The sequence below is a fragment of the Paenibacillus ilasis genome, from assembly GCF_043195395.1.
Classification (GTDB): Bacteria; Bacillota; Bacilli; order Paenibacillales; family Paenibacillaceae; genus Paenibacillus_AQ; species Paenibacillus_AQ lautus.
Genome location: NZ_JBHDJG010000001.1, coordinates 1,424,790 through 1,440,459 on the forward strand (window position 1 = coordinate 1,424,790; position 15,670 = coordinate 1,440,459).

The 15,670-nt window shown below is 49.5% G+C and carries 13 protein-coding genes; all 13 read left to right on the forward strand.

Going from position 1 to position 15,670, the window contains the following annotated elements; all coding sequences use genetic code 11:
* Positions 1 to 159 precede the first annotated feature (159 nt).
* The 13 genes from rpsB to nusA all read left to right on the forward strand — a co-directional run bounded on the left by rpsB (position 160) and on the right by nusA (position 15,649).
* On the forward strand, positions 160 to 858 hold the full coding sequence (gene rpsB, locus ACETK5_RS06910; RefSeq protein ID WP_071220108.1) for a 30S ribosomal protein S2: 699 nt from the start codon (positions 160 to 162) through the stop codon (positions 856 to 858).
* A 248-nt stretch (positions 859 to 1,106) separates the two neighbouring features.
* Positions 1,107 to 1,757, forward strand: coding sequence for a translation elongation factor Ts (gene tsf, locus ACETK5_RS06915; RefSeq protein ID WP_100538050.1), 651 nt, complete (start codon positions 1,107 to 1,109; stop codon positions 1,755 to 1,757).
* A gap of 295 nt (positions 1,758 to 2,052) precedes the next feature.
* Entirely contained in the window at positions 2,053 to 2,781 is a 729-nt protein-coding gene (gene pyrH, locus ACETK5_RS06920; protein ID WP_006211297.1) for a UMP kinase, read from the forward strand.
* Entirely contained in the window at positions 2,781 to 3,335 is a 555-nt protein-coding gene (frr, locus tag ACETK5_RS06925) for a ribosome recycling factor (RefSeq protein WP_006211296.1), read from the forward strand. Before pyrH ends, frr begins: the two co-directional genes overlap by 1 nt.
* Positions 3,336 to 3,407: 72 nt before the next feature.
* Positions 3,408 to 4,175 carry an isoprenyl transferase gene (locus ACETK5_RS06930; RefSeq protein ID WP_100538049.1) on the forward strand — a complete coding sequence of 256 codons (768 nt, stop codon included), beginning with the start codon at positions 3,408 to 3,410 and terminating at the stop codon, positions 4,173 to 4,175.
* Between the two features lie 20 nt (positions 4,176 to 4,195).
* On the forward strand, positions 4,196 to 4,996 hold the full coding sequence (locus tag ACETK5_RS06935; protein ID WP_394054780.1) for a phosphatidate cytidylyltransferase: 801 nt from the start codon (positions 4,196 to 4,198) through the stop codon (positions 4,994 to 4,996).
* A gap of 17 nt (positions 4,997 to 5,013) precedes the next feature.
* Positions 5,014 to 6,153 carry a 1-deoxy-D-xylulose-5-phosphate reductoisomerase gene (locus tag ACETK5_RS06940; RefSeq protein WP_394054782.1) on the forward strand — a complete coding sequence of 380 codons (1,140 nt, stop codon included), beginning with the start codon at positions 5,014 to 5,016 and terminating at the stop codon, positions 6,151 to 6,153.
* Between the two features lie 136 nt (positions 6,154 to 6,289).
* Positions 6,290 to 7,558 (forward strand): RIP metalloprotease RseP, encoded by a 1,269-nt coding sequence (rseP, locus tag ACETK5_RS06945; RefSeq protein ID WP_371860414.1) that lies wholly within the window; start codon positions 6,290 to 6,292, stop codon positions 7,556 to 7,558.
* 222 nt (positions 7,559 to 7,780) lie between these two features.
* Positions 7,781 to 9,238 (forward strand): proline--tRNA ligase, encoded by a 1,458-nt coding sequence (proS, locus tag ACETK5_RS06950; RefSeq protein ID WP_100538045.1) that lies wholly within the window; start codon positions 7,781 to 7,783, stop codon positions 9,236 to 9,238.
* Positions 9,239 to 9,250: 12 nt separating this feature from the next.
* The gene (locus ACETK5_RS06955; RefSeq protein WP_394054784.1) at positions 9,251 to 9,409 is read left to right on the forward strand and encodes a hypothetical protein; all 159 of its coding nucleotides are present in this window, start codon (positions 9,251 to 9,253) and stop codon (positions 9,407 to 9,409) included.
* Between the two features lie 152 nt (positions 9,410 to 9,561).
* Positions 9,562 to 13,878, forward strand: a complete 4,317-nt coding sequence (locus ACETK5_RS06960) for a PolC-type DNA polymerase III (protein WP_394054786.1) — start codon at positions 9,562 to 9,564, stop codon at positions 13,876 to 13,878.
* Positions 13,879 to 14,057: 179 nt separating this feature from the next.
* Entirely contained in the window at positions 14,058 to 14,519 is a 462-nt protein-coding gene (rimP, locus tag ACETK5_RS06965; RefSeq protein ID WP_076324962.1) for a ribosome maturation factor RimP, read from the forward strand.
* A 32-nt stretch (positions 14,520 to 14,551) separates the two neighbouring features.
* Positions 14,552 to 15,649 carry a transcription termination factor NusA gene (nusA, locus tag ACETK5_RS06970; RefSeq protein WP_076324961.1) on the forward strand — a complete coding sequence of 366 codons (1,098 nt, stop codon included), beginning with the start codon at positions 14,552 to 14,554 and terminating at the stop codon, positions 15,647 to 15,649.
* The last annotated feature ends 21 nt before the right edge of the window (positions 15,650 to 15,670 follow it).

Sequence of the window (15,670 nt, forward strand, 5' to 3'; positions counted from 1 at the left end):
AGACATTGCAACCTGCCCATGGTTATGTTATAGTAATTGACGGTGTTAAAACACACGCTAGAGTGATTTCGTTAAGGGTGCTTCCAGGACTGGGAGTCTTAATGAAAAATGATCTTGGCGGAGGGACACACAAAAACCAAACTTAGGAGGTGCGTGAAGATGGCAGTAATTTCCATGAAACAGCTTTTGGAAGCTGGCGTTCACTTCGGTCACCAGACTCGTCGCTGGAACCCGAAAATGGATAAATTTATCTTCACTGAAAGAAACGGTATCTACATTATCGACCTGCAAAAAACGGTCAAGAAAGTTGAAGAAGCATTCAACTTCGTAAAAAGCGTAGCTGGAGAGAACGGTACAATCCTGTTCGTCGGCACGAAAAAACAAGCTCAAGATTCCGTGAAGGAAGAAGCAGAGCGTTGCGGCATGTACTACATCAACCAACGTTGGCTCGGCGGAACTTTGACTAACTTCGAAACGATCCAAAAGCGTATCAACCGCTTGAAGCAGCTCGAAACTTGGGAAGAGGACGGCACGTTCCAAGTATTGCCTAAGAAAGAGGTTATCCTTCTCCGCAAAGAGAAAGATCGTCTTGAGAAATTCTTGGGCGGTATCAAGAACATGAAGGGTCTTCCAAGCGCATTGTTCGTTATCGATCCTCGCAAAGAGCGTATCGCAGTAGCGGAAGCTCGCAAATTGGGTATCCCAATCGTTGGTATCGTTGATACGAACTGTGATCCGGATGAAATCGACTATGTAATCCCAGGTAACGATGACGCGATCCGCGCTGTCAAATTGTTGACTGGTAAAATGGCCGATGCCGTTGTTGAAGCTCACCAAGGCGAAGAAACAACTGCTTAATCGGGATTAAACGTATAAACCATGAATTAAATGAAAAGGGTGGTTGGTAGGTGTATAACCTCTCACTGCCCTTTTTTTAAGATGTTAGAACGGATAACGTGCGTATAACGTATGGCATTCGGAGCCTGGCATCGCAGGGGAAGAACAACTACTTAATGCGGTCTGGAATCCTGGAGAGAACAACAGAATGACGGTCTTCTTGAGGTCCAAACGCAAAACTTCATCATACCAATTTGGAGGGAATTCTAATGGCAGTAACAGCTAGTGCGGTAAAAGAACTTCGCGAAAGAACAGGCGCGGGCATGCTGGATTGCAAAAAAGCGCTGGATGAAACAAATGGTGATATCGACAAAGCGATCGCAGTACTTCGCGAAAAAGGCTTGTCTGCAGCAGCAAACAAAGCGGGTCGTATTGCAACTGAAGGCGTTGTAGAGTCTTATATTCACGGCGGCGGACGCATCGGCGTTCTCGTTGAAATCAACTGTGAAACCGACTTCGTAGGTAAAACAGATCAATTCAAAGAGTTTGCTCGCGATATCGCAATGCATATTGCCGCTGCAAATCCTAAATATGTTCGTCGTGAAGAAGTGCCAACGGAAGACCTTGAGAAAGAAAAAGAAATTTTGAAAAACCAAGCTCTGAACGAAGGCAAGCCTGAAAAAATCGTTGAGAAAATGGTTGAAGGCCGCATCAACAAATACTATGAAGAATATTGCTTGCTTGAGCAAGCCTTCATCAAAGATCCTGACAAAACAATCAACACGCTGCTTAATGAAAAAATCAGCACGATCGGTGAGAACATTTCCATCCGTCGTTTTGCTCGTTTTGAATTGGGCGAAGGCTTGGAGAAAAAACAAGACAACTTCGTTGAAGAAGTTATGTCCCAGGTGAATAAATAAGCCGAATAGGCTAATATAAGTTATAGAAAAGAGTGGAACACACCTGTGTTCCTTCTTTTTTAAGAGATATAAGGCATAAGAGAGATAAGATTGTTATAAATTCGGAGTAAAGGCACCCCTTATCTCACAAGAAAGAATGGACTCAAGTCTTGATTAGACGACCAGAAGTTTCTACTTGAGACGGATGTTTTTACCCGATTTTTATAAACCGTCAAGCAGTGCCGGTGTGTCTGTCTGTCGTTTTTCAAACGGGCGTCGTATACTTAGGCGCCGTCTTAAAGTGGAGGGTTATCATTTGGAACAGCCTGTATATAAACGAGTGATATTGAAAGTCAGTGGGGAATCCCTTTCAGGGCAGAATGGATATGGTATTGATGCTGAGACGATCTCATCGATCGCTGAGCAGGTTCGCGAGGTTGTCGAGCTTGGTGTGGAGGTCGCGATCGTGTGCGGCGGCGGAAACATCTGGCGCGGTATCGCTGGCAGCGCGAACGGAATAGACCGTGCGACAGCTGATTATATGGGAATGCTCGCAACGGTGATGAACTCTTTGGCTCTTCAGGATGCTTTGGAGCAGATCGATGTGCCGACTCGGGTGCAAACCTCTATCTCAATGCAGCAAATTGCGGAGCCGTATATTCGCCGCAGAGCCATTCGGCATTTGGAAAAAGGTCGTGTCGTTATTTTTGCGGCAGGAACGGGTAACCCATACTTCTCCACCGATACGACTGCAGCGCTTCGCGCAGCGGAAATCGAAGCAGAAGTGATTCTCATGGCGAAGAACAAGGTGGACGGAGTGTACTCCGCTGATCCATTTAAGGATGAAACTGCCGAGAAGTACGAGCAGCTGACGTATCTAGACGTATTGAACAAAAACCTTGGGGTAATGGACTCTACAGCTTCATCGTTATGTATGGACAACAACATCCCGCTCATCGTCTTCGCTATTACGGAGCAAGGTAATATCAAGCGCGTCGTTCTGGGCGAGAAAATCGGAACGATCGTCAAAGGGAGTGTAGACTAATGCCGCAATCGGTGAAAAAGAATGCAGAAGAACGCATGGAAAAAGCGATCCTGTCTTTGAAACGTGACCTGGCAACGCTGCGCGCAGGACGGGCAGCGCCAGCGCTACTCGACCGGATCACGGTTGAATACTACGGGGCACCAACTCCGCTGAATCAGCTGGCTAACATCAGCACGCCGGATTCAAGAACGCTCATGATCCAGCCTTGGGACAAGTCGTCCTTGGCCGATATCGAGAAAGCGATCATGAAATCGGATATCGGTTTGACGCCGGCGAATGATGGTAATCAAATTCGTCTCGTCGTACCTGCACTGACGGAAGAACGCAGAACCGAACTGGTGAAAATGACGAAGAAATTCGGCGAGGAAGCGAAAGTGGCCATCCGCAACATTCGCCGTGATGCCAACGACGACATCAAAAAATTGGAGAAAACAGATATTTCCGAGGACGAGTCCCGGAGACATCAGGAAGATATCCAAAAAGCGACGGATAAATTTATCGCAGAAGTCGACAAAGTCCTCGTTGCTAAAGAAAAAGAGATTATGGAAGTATAAGAGACTTGTGGCCCCTCCTGTCAATGGTGGGGTTTGTCTCTTTTTTGCAGAAAGATGCCTGGAGGAAATGGAATGATCAAACGGGTTCGATCGTGGTTGAATCAGGAGGACAGTCAGCAGACGCATCAGCTCTCTCCGGACAACATCCCACATCATGTCGCCATCATCATGGATGGTAATGGACGCTGGGCGAAACGGCGCGGTATGCCGCGAATCGTTGGCCATCAGAATGGCATGAAGGCTGTCAAAAGAGCGGCCATTGCCGCCGATGATTTGGGAATCAAAATATTGACGATGTATGCTTTTTCGACAGAAAATTGGACGCGTCCGAAGGATGAGGTCGATTTTCTGATGAAGCTTCCGCAAGAGTTCCTGGCTATTGAGCTGGAGGAGCTGATCGAGAAAAATGTCCAGGTCCGCATGATGGGGCATCCGGAAGACCTTCCGTCCCATACCGTGTCTGCGATGGAAGAAGCAGTTGCGAAGACAGCCGGCAATGACGGGCTTGTGCTTAACTTTGCACTCAATTACGGCAGCCGGAAAGAGATCACCGAAAGTGTCAAGGCGCTCGGACGAGAAGTGCGCGACGGGATTCTTCGTCCTGAGGATATTACAGAGGAACTGATCGGCCAGCGGCTCCTCACAGGCGAATTGCCGGATCCGGATTTACTGATCCGCACAAGCGGCGAGCTGCGGCTAAGTAATTTTATGCTGTGGCAGCTCGCGTATAGTGAGCTATGGTTTACGGATGCCTATTGGCCGGAATTTACCAAAGAGCATTTGGTGGAGGCCGTAGCCGATTATCAACAAAGAACAAGGCGCTACGGTGGACTTTCGTAGCCGATGGAGGATGGAACGTTTTGAAACAGCGATTGATTACCGGAATTATAGCGGGAGCGGTCTTTTTAGGATTATGTTTCATAGGCGGTCTGTGGTACCATCTTCTTATTCTGGCGATGGCGCTAATCGGTTATTATGAGTTTGTGCGCATGACCAATACGGCAGCATTCGGGGGAACGGCTTGGATTGGGTATGCGGGGGTGCTGTTACTTGTATTTCCATGGGGTCCGCTTAATTTGAATATTCAGATCCCGTGGGAACATGTGCTTTGGCTCCTGCTGCTTTTATTTTTGCTGGCGACCGTGACTACGAAGAATGTAATAGATATCAAACGGGTTTCTTTATTGTTTTTGGCATCGGTGTATATCGGAATCGGATTTTCCTTTATCGCCGAATCACGACATGCTCCTGACGGCCATGGCGTATTCTGGACTTTTCTGCTTCTGGCCTCGATCTGGGCAAGCGATGCGGGAGCTTATTTTGTCGGACGCGCCATGGGGCGCCATAAATTATGGCCTTCCATAAGCCCGAACAAAACGGTTGAGGGTGCGCTCGGCGGTGTGGTCATTGCCGTGTTCACATCACTGCTCTTTTCATTCTTCTCAGCTGGATTCCTGACGGCTGGACAAGCGATTCTAATCGGACTTTCCTGCGCTGTTATCGGTCAGCTCGGCGATTTGGTGCAATCCGCTTATAAACGGGTGTATGAGATCAAGGATTCGGGCAAGCTGCTGCCGGGCCATGGAGGGATACTGGATCGATGTGACAGTTGGATCGTCGTATTTCCGTTTGTACATATATTGAGTCTCCTGCCTTACTGATGAAAGGAAAGATGTGCATGAAGAAGATCAGCGTACTCGGCTCCACTGGCTCCATAGGTACCCAGACCTTGGATGTCGTGAGGAAACACCGGGAACATTTTCAGATTGAGGGCCTTGCTGCAGGGAGTAATAAGGAAGTGCTGCTTCAGCAGGTCAAGGAGTTTTCTCCGCGTAAAGTGTCCGTTGCCACGAAAGAGCTTGCTGACAGCATAAGGCATGATCTTCCTGCCGGAACCGAAGTGTTCCATGGTCATGAAGGATTGATCGAGATTGCGGCAGCGACAGACGCGGAAATGGTGGTTACAGCGGTCGTTGGAAGTTTGGGCCTGTCCTCTACGCTTGCAGCAATCGATGAGGGGAAGACAATCGGGCTTGCCAATAAGGAAACGTTGGTAACCGCAGGTCACCTGGTTACGGCTCGAGCGGCTGCCAAAGGGGTAAAACTCTTGCCGATCGATAGCGAGCATTCCGCCATATTCCAATGCCTGAACGGAGAGCGGCATGAAGATATTGAACGGATCACGTTGACGGCTTCCGGAGGCTCATTCCGGGATTACACCCGGGAGCAGCTGGTGAACGTTACGGTGGAGGATGCGCTTAAACATCCAAACTGGTCCATGGGTGCCAAAATCACGATTGATTCGGCCACCATGGTCAATAAAGGGCTTGAGGTGATTGAGGCCCATTGGCTGTATGGAATTCCTTATGACAACATTTCCGTGCTTCTGCACCCGGAAAGCATTATTCACTCTTTTGTGGAATTCCGTGATTCAAGTATCATTGCCCAGCTCGGTAACCCGGATATGCGGGTTCCGATTCAATATGCGCTCACTTATCCGGAGCGGTGGTCTTCACCTGCGCCAAGGCTATCTTTGGCAGAAGCGGGCAAGCTGCATTTCCGGGAGATGGATCTAGAACGTTTTCCTTGTTTAAGGCTTGCTTATGAATGTGGTAAAATGGGTGGGACAGCGCCAACGGTATTCAACGCTGCCAATGAAATTACGGTCGCCCGGTTTCTCCGCGGCGAAATCTCTTTTCTGCGAATCGAAGAGATCATTGAGGAAGTGCTGCAAAGCCATCGTGTTGCGCCGGAACCGGCACTGGAGACGATTGAAGAGAATGATCGAATCGCACGTGAATTAGCTTCCCGACTATAGGATTGAAGTGTTTTTGAAATCTCCCTTGAAAAAAAGCGGACAGCTTGTGATTCTCTTGTGGACGACAGGAGAATAATGATAATCTATAGGGACATACTGCGTTCTCAGAGGAAAAGGGGGATGTAAAGAATTGGAAATGGTTCGGGTCGTTTTTCTAACGGTGCTCATGTTTTTTGTGATCGTTACCGTGCACGAATGGGGTCACTATTATTTTGCCCGGCGTGCCGGAATATTGGTGCGCGAGTTCGCGATTGGATTTGGTCCAAAGCTGTTCTCATATAAACGCAATGAAACGCAGTTTACGCTTCGTCTTCTTCCATTCGGCGGTTATGCCCGTATGGCCGGGGAAGATCCGGAACTTGTCGAGATTCAGCCCGGTCAGACGATTGCGGTTCGATTGAATGCAGAGAATCAAGTGAAAAAGATTTATCTGGATCAACTCGACAACCGTAAAAATGTCATTCGCGGCGAAGTCCAGTTTATGGATATGGTGGATCGTTTGTCGGTTAGACTTGATGTGGATGGTGAATTCCAACAATTTGAAATCCATCCGCAAGCCTTAACGGTAGCCAAAGGTGTCGAGACGCAGATCGCACCGAGAGACCGCCAATTCGGCAGCAAAACTGTTGGACAAAGAGCGCTTGCGATTTTTGCCGGTCCTGTCATGAACTTCATTCTGGCCTTCGTGCTGTTTGCCCTTCACATTCAAATGGCCGGCATACCGGTTGAGAATCCAACGTATGTGCAAATTGGCGAGATTACAAAAGGCATGCCTGCCGATGAAGCCGATCTGAAAGAGGGAGACATCATCGAGAGCATTAACGGAACCGCCATTGGTGCCGATTATCAGAAGATGATCGAATTGATTGCAGCTTCCAAGGACAAGCCGATGGAATGGACCGTACGCCGGGGTGAGGAATCATTTGATCTGACCTTAACTCCGCGGACGATGGAGGGCCAGGAAGGCGGCAAGGTCGGGATTGTTCCTGAGCTTCCGACCCGATCCGCAGGGATTGGGGAGACGATTGCCGGGTCCGGGACCGCGATGGTAGATACAACGAATATTATCTTCCAGGGCTTCAGACAGTTGATTCAGAAGTTCTCCATGGATGATCTTGGCGGTCCTGTGCGGACGTTTGAAGTAACGGGACAAATCGCCAAACAGGGTATCGAACAGCTGACCTATTGGGCAGCCATTCTAAGCTTATATCTGGGCATATTCAATCTGCTGCCGATACCGGCACTGGATGGAAGCCGGCTCGTATTCTTAGGGATCGAAGCCTTAAGGGGCAAGCCAGTTGACCCGAACAGAGAAGGCATGGTTCATTTTATCGGGTTTGCGATGCTGTTCCTGTTAATGATTGCCGTCACCTATAACGATATTTTGCGTTTGATCAACGGATAAACCCTAAGGTACGGCTCGGTGCGCCAGCCGCAACGAAAGCCGTACCTTTTCTATTGTTAGCAGAGTTTCACGCATAACGATATCTAGCAAATGGAGTTGCTATAATAAGGGCGGGCTTCATAGCCGCAGCTCGTTCACACATATCGCCAATAACGCCAGTCCAAGCCGCTTGAATCAGGGGCTTTGACCATGCGTTTTATTAATGGGAGGCACACGATTTATATGTCTAAGGAATCGAAGGATAAACAATTCGTGACGGAGATTACGCCGCAAGCGGAAGATTTCTCGCGCTGGTATATCGATGTCATCAAAAAAGCGGACCTGATGGATTATTCTCCAGTCAGAGGCTGCATCGTCTTCAAACCGGACGGTTATGAAATTTGGGAGCATATCCAGGCAGAGTTGGATCGGCGCTTTAAGGCGACGGGCCATCGGAATGCGTATTTCCCGCTCTTCATTCCCGAGAGCTTTTTCCAGAAGGAGAAGGAGCATGTCGAAGGATTTAATCCCGAGCTGCCATGGGTAACGGAAGCGGCTGGAGAGAAGCTGGAAGAACGTCTGGCGATCCGACCGACTTCTGAAACGATGTTCGGGCACATGTATTCCAAATGGATCCAATCCTATCGTGATCTCCCTGTGCTGATCAACCAGTGGGCCAACGTGGTGCGCTGGGAAAAACGCACGCTGCCGTTCCTTCGCACGAGCGAGTTTTTATGGCAAGAAGGCCACACCGCTCATGAAACGGAAGTTGAGGCTAGAGGGGAAACCATGCAAATGCTGGATATCTATCAGCAGTTCGTGGAGGACTATCTCGCGATTCCGGTAATCAAAGGGCAGAAGACACCTTCGGAGAAATTTGCGGGCGCCGTGGATACGTTCTCGATCGAAGCGATGATGAAAGACGGACGAGCGGTACAGGCAGGTACTTCGCATTATATGGGGACCAACTTCTCGCAAGCTTTCGACATTCAATATTTGAACCGTGAAAATACGCTGGAATACGCTCATACGACATCCTGGGGCGTCAGCACGCGCCTCATTGGTTCCTTGATTATGGTCCACGGGGATGACCGCGGATTGGTGCTTCCTCCTAAAGTCGCACCGACGCAAGTGATTATGATTCCAATCGGTCCACCGAAGACGAGAGACGCGGTTGTAGGTCGTACGGACGAGCTGTTCCGTGAACTGAAATCCGCAGGCATCCGTGTACGCGTTGACGACAATCCGGATGTGCGCCCAGGCTGGAAATTCAATGAGTATGAAATGCGCGGAGTTCCGGTACGTCTGGAGATCGGGCCGCGGGATATGGAGAATGGCGTGTGCGTGCTTGTCTCCCGCATTACAGGCGAGAAGAAAATCGTAGAGCAAGCCAATCTGACCCAGGAAGTACAGAATATGCTGGAGCAGGTGCACCAGGAAATGTTCGAGCGCGCGAAGCAGTTCCGTGAGGATCATTTCTATTCGGTGGAAACGCTGGATGAAATGAAGGAAAGCATGGAGGAAAAACGCGGGTTTACGTTGGCAGGATGGTGCGGTTCGGAAGCTTGCGAAGATACCGTCAAGCAAGAAACCGGCGCTACGAGCAGAAACATTCCGTTTGAGCCGGCCGAGAAGAAAACCAAGTGCCTCGTATGCGGTGAAGATGCAAAACATACGGTGCTGTTCGCGAGAGCGTACTAGTAAATCGATATTATGAATTCCCGGCAAGTTTGGGCGAGGGGAGGAGTCTTTCGTCCAGAACCGGAATTCATCATCTGGAGGAAGCTTCCGGATGGCAGTGTGGCGGACGCTCTTCTTTTTGGGGCAGGACGAATGGGTGCTGCCGGCGGAGGCTTTATTCTATTTATTTAAGAGTATAGAATTTATAAGTTTTCAGCGAAGCGGAACGAATTCGACAATCGGAAGAAAAACGTCCACTAAACGCGGTTTGTCTTTTGTGGATGTTCGTCGATAGAAGTTAGAAGTTTTTCTTATAGCTTTATGCATTGCAGGGGGAGGGAACCATGGGCACAACAGAAGATAAAAGGAAGCGATTTGAACTGCTGATCAAGCAGGGAGAAGTTCCGGCCAATCTGGTGGAACCCTATTTTTTGGACGGCGTGATTGAGCAGGTAGAGACAAGCAAGGCCAGTAAGGACTGGAGAATAACCGTCCTGAAGGAGACCTTGGTTCCAGCTGAGGTCTATCGCACATTTTGTCTGAGAATTCAGGAGAAGATGGGGCATATTGCGAAGATTAAATTTGTGTTCCGATATGGAAGCGGCGTTCCCGAAGCAGATATCGTGCAAGAATACTGGGGCTTGTTCCTAGAGTGGGCACATCGGGAGATCCCTTCGGTCAATGGATGGATGACAAGGGCTAAATACGAGGTGGAAGATGGGCAAGTCCTTCTCTCCATGTCGGATGGCATGTCGCTTGAGCTTGCCCGTAAGAAACAGATCGATTCCGCCATTACCCGCTTTTTCGGGCAATATTTTGATCTGACGCTGCGCGTGAAAATGCAGGTCGGCGATAATGGCCAGGCGGCCTATGAGGAGTTCGAACAGAGGAAACGAGAAGAAGAGCGCGAGGTCATCGAGCAGATCATGAGCAGCATGGAAGCTGAGCTGGATGCCGAGGATGAGGAAGAGGGCGCGGTTCGGCTGCAGGTTGGGTATGATATCAAGGAACAGCCGGTTCCGCTTCAGGAGATCCAAGACGAAGAGAAGAAAATTACGATTCAGGGAACCATCTTCGGATTGGATCGTAAGGAGCTTCGTAACGGAAGTACGTTATTCACATTCTATCTGACGGATTTCAGCGATTCCTTGCAAATGAAAATGTTTGGCAAGACGAAGGACGACTTGAAGGTCCTGAGCCTTCTTGAGAACGGCAAATGGGTGAAGGCACGCGGGCGCGTGGAATATGACCGGTTTATGCAGGTGCCGGAGCTGGTGATGATCCCGTCCGATCTCAATGAAGTGCCGTCGCCGCCATCACGCAAGGATAATGCTGCCGAGAAGCGGGTTGAATTCCACCTGCATACAACGATGAGCACGATGGACGCGGTCACACCGATTGACCGTTATATCAAAACAGCGGCGAGTTGGGGACATAAAGCCATCGCCGTAAGTGATCATGGTGGCGTACAGTGTTATCCTGATGCAGCAAAGAACGCCAAGAAGCATGGCATTAAAATGATGTACGGCGTCGAGGCCAACGTCGTGAATGATGCCGTCAACATTGTGGAGCAAGCGCAGCCGATCGAGCTCAGCAGTGCGACTTATGTTGTATTTGATATTGAGACAACAGGTTTGTCCATCACCGCGAACAAAATCATCGAGCTTGCTGCCGTGAAGATGAACGATGGCAAAGAGATTGATCGATACGCTACCTTCGTTAATCCACACGAGAGAATCCCGTACCATATTCAGCAATTGACGAACATCAATGACGATATGGTTAAGGATGCTCCTGAACTGGAGCCGGTACTGAAAGAGTTTGTTGAATTCGTCGGGGATGCCGTGCTTGTGGCTCACAATGCACGATTTGACATGGGGTTCATTCAGGCAGCACTCAAGAATGCGGGCATGGATACGCTCGACAATCCCTATCTGGATACGCTGGAGCTGGCACGTCTGGTGCATCCGGGCCTTAAGAATCATCGTCTGAACACATTGGCAGATAAGTATAAGGTGCTGCTCGAAAGCCATCACCGCGCGATTGACGATACGATTGCGCTGGCTGGAATCCTGAACGGGCTCCTTAGCGATGTGGACAAAACCAAAGGCGTCAAGATGCTGGACCGCCTCAATGATTACGTCGGTACGGATTTGTCCAATACCCGTCCTTTCCACTGCGGTATTTATGCTTTGAATATGGCAGGCAAGAAAAACCTGTACAAGCTGATCTCCATGTCGCATACCGAATATTTCAAGCGAGTGCCGTGTATTCCTAAATCCAAGCTTCAAGAGATGCGAGATGGGTTGCTGGTGCTTTCCGGCTGCGAAAAAGGGGAGTTCTTCGAAACGGTGCTGAACAAGACGGAGGAGGAAGCCGAAGAGATTGCGGACTTCTACGATGTTTTGGAGATTCAGCCGTTGACGATGTATATGCATTTGGTGGACAAAGGCTTGGTGGGCAGTCCCGAAGAGATCAAAACCGCAATTTCCAAAGTCGTGCGCATCGGCGAAAAGCTGAACAAGCCGGTCATCGCCACAGGAAACGTGCACTATCTTGAACCGCGGGATAAGCTGTTCCGGGACATTACCATCCATGGGATTACCGGTTTCAGCCCGCTTAAGGATATGCGCAAGCCTGACGCGCATTTTCGGACTACGGAAGAGATGCTCGAAGAGTTCGAGTTTTTGGGACAAAACAAATGTTATGAAGTTGTTGTAACGAACACTAGCGAGCTGGCCGACCGCTTTGAAGAGTTGGAATTGTTCCCGGATAAGCTGTTTACGCCGATTCTGGATGGCGCGGATGAAGAAATCCGCAACACCTGCTACGACACGGCCAAGTCCATTTATGGCGAGAACTTGCCGGAAGTCGTAGTGGCCCGGTTGGAGAAAGAGCTTGAGCCGATCATTAAGTACGGTTTCTCAGCGAACTATTTGATTTCCGAGAAACTGGTTAAGAAATCGAACCGGGACGGCTATTTGGTTGGTTCACGGGGTTCCGTAGGCTCATCCGTCGTTGCCACATTCCTCGGCATATCCGAGGTTAACCCGCTTCCGGCCCATTACATTTGCTTGAACAGCGACTGCAAGCACAGCGAATGGTTCCTGGACGGCAGCGTGCCGAGTGGATTCGACTTGCCGGACAAGGCTTGTCCGGAATGCGGAAACATGATGAAAGGCGAGGGACAGGATATACCATTCGAAACCTTCCTGGGTTTTAAAGGGGATAAGGTTCCCGATATTGACTTGAACTTCTCCGGTGAATATCAGCCGCATGCCCATAATTTCACCAAAGAGATGTTTGGCGAGGAGAACGTATTCCGTGCCGGTACCATCGGCACCGTGGCAGAGAAGACGGCGTTTGGCTTCGCCAAAAAATATGAGGAACACAACAACAAGCGCTGGCGGGGCGCGGAATTGAACCGGCTGGCATCAGGCTGTACCGGTGTCAAGCGGAGCACAGGCCAGCATCCCGGCGGTATTGTCGTTGTGCCGGATTACATCGAAGTGGAAGAGATCACGCCGGTGCAATTTCCCGCGGACGATGTCAACGCAGAGTGGAAAACGACGCATTTTGATTATCACGCCTTTGAAGCGAACCTGCTCAAGCTTGATATTCTCGGGCACGATGATCCGACCATGATGAGGATGCTTCAGGATTTGACCGGCGTGGATCCAACGACCATTCCGATGAACGATCCGAAAGTAATGAGCATGTTCAACTCAACGGAGGCGCTGGGCGTCAAGCCGGAGCAAATACGCTCGCCGGTGGCCACCTTCGGCGTGCCGGAGATGGGCACCAAATTCGTCCGCCAGATGCTGGTGGAATCGCAGCCGTCGAGTTTTGCCGACTTGTTGCAAATCTCGGGTCTGTCACACGGAACCGGCGTTTGGCTCGGCAACGCTCAAGAGCTCATCAAGAATGGTACATGCAACATCAAAACCGTTATTGGTTGCCGCGACGATATCATGTTGTTCCTGATCTATAAGGCGGGCATGGACGCGAGCCTCGCATTTAAGATTACGGAAAGCGTGCGTAAAGGCCGGGGGCTGTCGCAGGAATGGATTGACGAGATGAAGAAATGCAAAGTGCCGCAGTGGTACATTGATTCCTGTCTCAAAATCCAGTACATGTTCCCGAAAGCCCACGCCGCCGCGTATGTTATCTCAGCGGTGCGGACGGCTTACTTCAAGCTTTATTATCCGATCGAATATTATGCAACGTACTTCTCGGTGCGAGCCGAGGATTTCGATATCGAATTATGCTGTCAGGGCTATGAGGCGATCTATCGCCGAATTGAAGAAATCGAGCAGCTGGGCTTCGGAGCAAGCCCGAAGGAAAAAGGAATGCTGCCGATTCTGGAGATGGCGCTGGAAATGACGGCAAGGGGCTTCTCGTTCAAGAACATCGATCTGTATGAATCGGATGCGCTCCGATTTAAGGTGGATGGAGATTCGCTCATTCCGCCGTTCTCCGCACTGCAGGGGATCGGTGATAATGCCGCCCGCAATATTGCTGCCGCACGTGAATTCGGTGAATTCCTCTCCATAGAGGATTTCCAGCAAAAATCGAAGGCAAGCAAAACCGCCGTGGAGCTGTTGACCCAAATGGGATGCTTCCGCGGTCTGCCGGAGAGCAATCAGTTATCATTGTTCTGATTCTTGTCATCCCGTCATTGCCGTGACGCCTTGACAGTCAAGGAGTCATACTTGTCACTATTACCAGACTATGTTATAATTTTTTTGGTAATCATGGAGATAAAACCGTTGTGTAAAGAGTGGGGCAACCCACTCTTTACTCTTTGGTATATAGGAAATCAACTTGGAGGTTATGTTCTTTGAGCACATCAAAGATTAAAACGACTGTGGAAGAAATGGTGCAGCCGTATTTGGACGAACACGGCTTTGAACTGGTAGATGTGGAATACGTTAAGGAAGGAAGCAACTGGTTCTTGCGCGTGTTTGTTGATAAAGACGGCGGCATTGACATTGACGATTGCGGTTTAATCAGTGAATACCTGAGCCAGAAGCTGGACGAGAACGATCCGATCCCGACAGCTTATTTTCTTGAAGTCTCTTCTCCTGGCGCGGAACGTCCCCTTAAGAAAAAAGAGGATGTTGCGAAGTCGGTCGGCAAGAACGTGTTTGTTACGGTATACGAGCCGATTAACGGGTTGAAAGAGTTTGAAGGCAAGCTGGAATCCTTTGATAATGAGGAGCTAGTCATTCAAACCGTCAAGAAGCAGCACGTGATTCCATATGCAAAAGTAGCCAGTGCCAGATTGGCCATCATTTTTTAAACGGAAGTTTTGAAAGGGGGAACCGATTTTCAATGAGTATGGATTTTATTGAAGCGATGAATGAGTTGGAAAGAGAAAAGGGCATCAGCAAGGATGTGCTATTTGAAGCCATTGAAGCGGCACTGATCTCGAGTTACAAGCGCAATTTCAACACGGCGCAAAATGTACGGGTAGACATGAATCGCAATACGGGTGTCATCAAGGTGTTCGCGCGGAAGCTGATTGTGGACGAGGTGCTGGATCCGCGGACTGAAATTTCGCTGCATGCGGCCCGGGAAATCAATCCGCATTTTCAGATTGAAGATATAGCGGAAATCGAGGTTACGCCGCGTGATTTTGGACGGATTGCAGCTCAAACGGCAAAGCAAGTTGTTACCCAGCGCATTAGAGAAGCCGAGCGCGGCCTGATCTACAGCGCTTTTATTGACAAGGAAGATGATATCGTAACGGGTACGCTGCAGCGTCAAGATTTGCGTAACATTTATATCGACCTTGGCAAGATCGAAGCGGCCTTGCCGCTTACCGAGCTTATGCCTAACGAGAAGTTCAAGCATGGCGACCGGATCAAAGCGTACATTACCAAGGTTGAGAACACAACCAAGGGTCCGCAAATTATGCTGTCCCGTACGCATCCGGGCCTTTTGAAGCGCCTGTTCGAGCTTGAAGTGCCGGAAATCTTTGACGGCGTTGTTGAAATCCGCTCGGTTGCGCGCGAAGCTGGATTCCGCTCCAAAATTGCGGTATTTTCCCGTAACGATGAAGTCGATCCGGTTGGTTCTTGCGTCGGACCTAAGGGCATGCGCGTACAGACGATTGTCAATGAGCTTCGCGGCGAAAAAATTGACATCGTGCGTTATTCCGATCAGGTTGAAGAATACGTGGCCAATGCGCTGAGCCCATCCAAAGTACTTGAAGTTCAAGTATTTGAAGATGAGAAGATGGCGCGCGTAATTGTTCCGGATTATCAACTCTCGCTTGCGATTGGGATCAAAGGCCAGAATGCTCGTCTCGCGGCGAAGCTGACAGGCTGGAAGATCGATATTAAGAGCGAAAGTCAGGCGGAGCAGGAATTTGGCAGACCGAAGTCCCAATCAGGTGAAATGCACCAGGATTCCGTCTCTGTCGATTAATTCCAAATGACAGGGGGTTGT

What these genes read in the sequence shown, in the direction of transcription:
- rseP (WP_371860414.1), top strand. Translation starts at nt 6,290, where the DNA reads ATGGTTCGGGTCGTTTTTCTAACGGTGCTCATGTTTTTTGTGATCGTT.
- nusA (WP_076324961.1), top strand. Translation starts at nt 14,552, where the DNA reads ATGAGTATGGATTTTATTGAAGCGATGAATGAGTTGGAAAGAGAAAAG.
- ACETK5_RS06955 (WP_394054784.1), top strand. Translation starts at nt 9,251, where the DNA reads ATGAATTCCCGGCAAGTTTGGGCGAGGGGAGGAGTCTTTCGTCCAGAA.
- rpsB (WP_071220108.1), top strand. Translation starts at nt 160, where the DNA reads ATGGCAGTAATTTCCATGAAACAGCTTTTGGAAGCTGGCGTTCACTTC.
- proS (WP_100538045.1), top strand. Translation starts at nt 7,781, where the DNA reads ATGTCTAAGGAATCGAAGGATAAACAATTCGTGACGGAGATTACGCCG.
- tsf (WP_100538050.1), top strand. Translation starts at nt 1,107, where the DNA reads ATGGCAGTAACAGCTAGTGCGGTAAAAGAACTTCGCGAAAGAACAGGC.
- ACETK5_RS06930 (WP_100538049.1), top strand. Translation starts at nt 3,408, where the DNA reads ATGATCAAACGGGTTCGATCGTGGTTGAATCAGGAGGACAGTCAGCAG.
- ACETK5_RS06940 (WP_394054782.1), top strand. Translation starts at nt 5,014, where the DNA reads ATGAAGAAGATCAGCGTACTCGGCTCCACTGGCTCCATAGGTACCCAG.
- ACETK5_RS06960 (WP_394054786.1), top strand. Translation starts at nt 9,562, where the DNA reads ATGGGCACAACAGAAGATAAAAGGAAGCGATTTGAACTGCTGATCAAG.
- frr (WP_006211296.1), top strand. Translation starts at nt 2,781, where the DNA reads ATGCCGCAATCGGTGAAAAAGAATGCAGAAGAACGCATGGAAAAAGCG.